Here is a 5,075-nt window from a genome sequence, read left to right on the forward strand (position 1 = left end):
CGATAAAACGCCTCTTCGAGACCTCTTTGACAAAACTAAATTTCAAAATGACAAAGAACGATTTGGACCTGATGGACCAAGTTTATTTGATTTTTAACAACGTCCCAATTTTAATGGGACACTAGTGTCTAAAAATATTCGATAATAGACAAAATAGTATCTATTAGCGAACGAAATGGGGTATATATTATAGTTTATCAATTCTACCACAACAAAATTATATTTTTGAAAATTGATACTTCATATCAAAATAGATAAAGATTTACCAATAAACATTTTTGATATAGGAAATAAATTTTCAAGTAACGACTGGTACTCTTAATGAAATAATGAGCACACAGGAACTTGCATAAGGCACAGCCATGATAGTAACTGACACGAACACACATTCAGGCAAGGAATTGGTGAACAAGTAGTCTGACCTCACAGGTAATTTAGTGGAGTAAATAGACAGACACGCCGTGTCATCGTTACCATATTACAAAAAATAAGATCCAACAACTTTCTATCTGTTCAGGGTTAATCCTGAAGAGTTCATTATCAAGGCAGGCAACATCATTAACCAATGCAAAGCCATTGCTGTAATAAAACACGTGGCATATCACAAATTCGACAAGACCTTTGACTCTGACATTTTCAGTACATCAGCCTTAAAGGACAAACTGGGCGTCAACGCAATGGAGTCGCAAAAACTCCTCTACGACCTTGTAGTGGTAGATTCTCAAGGGGTAGAAATGAACTTTGCCCAAGCACTTGAACATCAGAATGAAGTCATCGTCTATATCAAACTGCTTGGAAACTTCTACATCAACACCCCTGCCGGACACTATAATCCTGACTGGGAATGGTATTCAAGGAAGATACCGAGAGAATCAAGAATGAATGTACACGTCGTCACTTCGCTACAATATCTGACAGCACTGCCACCTACGATGTGGTGAAGAACTATGCGGATTTGAGAAATGTGATAACGAAGTAGGAAAGACTACCTTCTAAATAACAATCGGGCGGAAACAAACTTTACATCAGTTTTTGCCCGATTTTTTTCGTTTACTCATATTGATATTAATCAAAGCACAAATAAGCTTTGGTTTGAAATCAATGCTAAAATTGTTAATAATACATCATTTTCCGTGAAAAAATCACGGAAAATGATGTGTTATTCGAATATTTTTCTTAATTTTGCACTCTGAAAATGTTTTTAATTTCGCATATATTAAAATCAATATGTTATGGTAGAGTCATTTACAGTAAAGAATTATATGTCCTATAGGGATCCGGTAGAGTTATCGTTTCTAGCATCGAAAAAAGAAAAGTCATCAGTTTTACCGCCTGAGTGGTATCAGGAGATTGATGGGAAGCGAATACTGCGATTATTGCTATGTGTGGGACTGAATGGCACTGGCAAATCAAAGATGTTCTCTGCTCTTAGCTATCTTAGGATGATAGCTACAGATAAGCCAGATAAGCCAGACGATAGACCGGAGTACAGACCGTTTCTGCTAGACGATGATTCGCGTAATAAGCCAACTGTGCTTACTATATCATATTATATAGATAATATATCTTATTATTATAAGGTTGCAGTGAGTGCTGACAGGATAGAAGAGGAGGTTCTGCAGCAAGCTGGGAATCCACCAATTTTTCAAAGGGTTTATAATAAGGAAAAAGATACAGTTGCCATTAAATTTGGACAGGCCTGCGACCTGAGCAAAAACGATCAACGAATGTTGGAGGCAAACGTAATTCAGAACAGTACAGTGTTGTCTGTGTTTGGTGCCTTGAACCTGAAGAGTGTCATTCTGAGACAAAACTACGATTACTTTAGTCAAAGAATCAGTTTGGTTAGGCGTGGCGATCAGAGCCTGGCTGATAGACTGCAAACTGGTGATAAAGAACGCGATAAACGTGTGAAGACTTTGTTGTTGAAACTGTTGGCAGACGTGGGGACAAACATAGTGGACTACGAGGTGGACGATGCTAGTGTGCTGATTTCTGACTTGGTAAAAAGTGGAGCTCCTGAGATTGTTATTAAGGCCATGCAGGAGCAGTTTCCTACGGGCATAATATCACACAAGAACTTGCGGTTTATTCATTCTACAGCTCATGCTGGCAAAAAATCACTTGATGGCGGGTTGGAGTCGTTTGGTACGATTAACATCATAAGGTTGCTAGTGGTAATATATGACATCGTAATGGGTAGAAAGTGTTCCTGTATAGATGAAATTGATGCGGGTATACATGCTAAGGCACTGGCCTTTATCATAAAAATGTACCTCTCGATAGCTGAGGATTGTCAGATTGCCGTAGCAACTCATGATTTGAGCCTGTTGGGAAATCCAGATTTGAGGCGTGATGCAGTTCGTATGTTTGAGAAAGATGAAAACGGCAGTACCTATATACGGAAACATGTTTATGTACATAATACCATCAATTTCCAGAAACTATATAGTAAGAACCTTGATCCGAAACTGGATGAATTGATGGCAAAGAAGGAGCTATTTATAGAATATCGTGATTTGGTGAGTGAATTCCTGAAGGAGCTACAAGAACTTCAAAGCGTGAAAAAATAGAGCAAATCAGTGTGTTTTGTATCAAAATCGGTTTGATTTTCAAAATATTCCGTGAATTTTCCACGCAATATTTTGAAAAATTCAGGATTTTTGTGTACCTTTGCATCGCAAACTCGAAATTAAAACCCTGGCCAAGGAGCCAGAGAGTTTGCTTTAGAAAAATATGTATAGGATTTTTATTTCGCATTCGTGGAAGTATTCCAATCAGTACGACAAGATTGTTGAGTTTCTTGATGATGGAGCCATAACGTATTATAATCATTCCGTACCGAAAGATGACCCTGTTCATACCAATGGTACTGACAAACAACTTCAAGATGCCATTGATGCAAAGATTAAAGGCTGTAGCTGTGTGATAATTCTAGCAGGGGTGTATTCATCTTGCAGCAAATGGATTAAAAAGGAGATTGCAATTGCTCAGAAGTATGGCAAACCAATTATTGGTGTTAGACATTGGGGCGCCGAGAGAATATCTGACGCTGTTACGCAAGCATCCGATGTGGTTGTGGGCTGGAATGCAACTTCAGTAGCTAATGCTGTAAAAAATTATTCACTCTAATAATATGCATATGAGAAAAGCTTTACTTATTGGCATCAACAACTACCCAGGCGAATTACGTCTGAGTGGTTGTATTGAAGACATTCATTGTTTAAAGTCCGCTATTGAACGTCATGGAAATGGCGAAAAGAATTTTGGTGTGAAAATGCTAGAAGATGTACAGACATCAGATGAAGTGTTGCAAAACATAATTGAGTTGTTTCATGATGATGCTGAAGTTGCATTGCTATATTTTTCTGGTCATGGCTATGTGAATACAACCGGTGCAGAAATCGTTACCCCTTATGAATTGAAACATTCTGGAATGTACTATAAGGGAGTGCAAATGAAGGATATCATGGAGGTGGTTCATAACTCAAAGGCAAAGAACAAGATTATTATACTAGACTGCTGCCACTCAGGACAGATGGGAAAGTTCAATATTACCGAAACTGGTAGCGTTCTTGACGAGGGTGTTTCTATTCTTACTGCTTGCAGAGAAGATGAATCTGCTTGTGAGGCTGGTGGTCATGGATTGTTCACAGAGTTACTTTGCAGTGCGCTACAAGGAGGCGCGGCAGATTTTAATGGAAACATCACGATGGGTAGTATCTATGCGTACATTGATAGAAGTTTTGGGGAATGGGAGCAAAGACCCGTCTTTAAGACAAATGTCTCAGCTTTCGTATCTTTGAAAAAAGTGGAACCTAAAGTTCCTTTAAGTGTGTTTAGAGAACTTCCAAATCTATTCTCTGCAGCCAATGGAGTTCATAAACTGGATTCATCCTATGAGTTTACTAACAGCCCCGAGGAACAGCACAAGTTGGTTGAACCGCATGCGAAACCAGAGAACGTAAAAAAGTTCAAGCTGCTTCAGCAATTGCAGAGTATAGGTTTGGTAGAACCTGTTGATGCACCTTTTATGTATTTCGCAGCGATGAACGGTACAGGTTGTAAACTGACGGCTCTTGGTAAGCACTATTGGAGATTGGTAAAAAACAATAATATTTGAGAATATGATTAGCTATAGTAGAGAAAGCTATTTTAAAGGCATTGTTACGAAAATGCCGATTAATGAGCAGCAGAGAACGTTCTCTGCCAGCTCAAATGAATCATTTGATATATTTTTGTCGTATAATATAAACGATAAGGATGTTGTGAAGGGTATCTATTATGTACTAAGAAAAATGGGATTTAAAGTCTATGTCGATTTTATGATTGACCCCCAAATGGATAGGAGTAAAGTCACAAAGGAAACCGCAGAGCGCATGCAAAGCAGATTGAAACATAGCAGGTCTTTGATCTATGCACAATCATCGAATGCAGCAATAAGCAAATGGATGCCTTGGGAACTTGGAGTAGTTGATGGTAATACCGGCAAATGTTTTATTATGCCAGTCCAAAAGGGCTACGAAACAATTCATTCTAGGCAGGAGTATTTGTTATTGTATCCTGTCATTGGTATTAATACTCTTAACGAATTGAGGGTGCATAATTCAGAGTCTTCAAATTATAGTAAAGCACTTGTAGATTGTTTGAGATAATAAATTGTATTGTGATATTTATATAATGGTTGCCTGAAACATGCAACCAATTAAGAATCCCCGCCACAGGACGGGCAACAATGATTATGGCAAAGGATAGTGATGGCCGTAAGTTCAATCGCATTCCTGAATATGATCGAGTCCAGAATGGCAAAACCATTCATGTGTCTGCTCATGTCAGAAGCAATCGGAGCGATTGTAAAGGACAAAAGAAAAAATGATTGCTGCTTCTTTATGGATTGTGCCATGGCGATGTGAGTCGTTATGGCATTTTATTATTAATAGTACTCTTGGCAGGATTCAAATTAATAACGCAACAACTTTAGAATTGTTTTATTTTCTCCATATTTTTGTTTTATAAACTCGATTGGTGTTTTGAAATCCAGTCTTTTTCTTGGTCTGTTGTTGATTCTTTCCTGT

5 protein-coding genes and 1 pseudogene are annotated in these 5,075 nt (G+C 38.1%); all 6 read left to right on the top strand.

Annotation, left to right across the window (positions count from 1 at the left end):
* Positions 1–97 (top strand): annotated as a pseudogene (locus HPS54_RS12600) (IS4 family transposase); the annotation flags it as partial.
* Positions 98–593: 496 nt separating this feature from the next.
* Entirely contained in the window at positions 594–941 is a 348-nt protein-coding gene (locus HPS54_RS13045; protein WP_289298962.1) for a restriction endonuclease, read from the top strand.
* Positions 942–1,232: 291 nt separating this feature from the next.
* Positions 1,233–2,573, top strand: a complete 1,341-nt coding sequence (locus HPS54_RS12610) for an AAA family ATPase (RefSeq protein ID WP_172345752.1) — start codon at positions 1,233–1,235, stop codon at positions 2,571–2,573.
* Between the two features lie 163 nt (positions 2,574–2,736).
* The gene (locus HPS54_RS12615) at positions 2,737–3,132 is read left to right on the top strand and encodes a TIR domain-containing protein (protein WP_172345753.1); all 396 of its coding nucleotides are present in this window, start codon (positions 2,737–2,739) and stop codon (positions 3,130–3,132) included.
* Between the two features lie 10 nt (positions 3,133–3,142).
* On the top strand, positions 3,143–4,123 hold the full coding sequence (locus HPS54_RS12620) for a caspase family protein (RefSeq protein ID WP_172345754.1): 981 nt from the start codon (positions 3,143–3,145) through the stop codon (positions 4,121–4,123).
* Between the two features lie 4 nt (positions 4,124–4,127).
* Positions 4,128–4,655 carry a toll/interleukin-1 receptor domain-containing protein gene (locus HPS54_RS12625; protein WP_216653086.1) on the top strand — a complete coding sequence of 176 codons (528 nt, stop codon included), beginning with the start codon at positions 4,128–4,130 and terminating at the stop codon, positions 4,653–4,655.
* Positions 4,656–5,075 lie beyond the last annotated feature (420 nt).

This window comes from Xylanibacter caecicola, from assembly GCF_013166515.1.
Classification (GTDB): domain Bacteria; phylum Bacteroidota; class Bacteroidia; order Bacteroidales; family Bacteroidaceae; genus Prevotella; species Prevotella caecicola.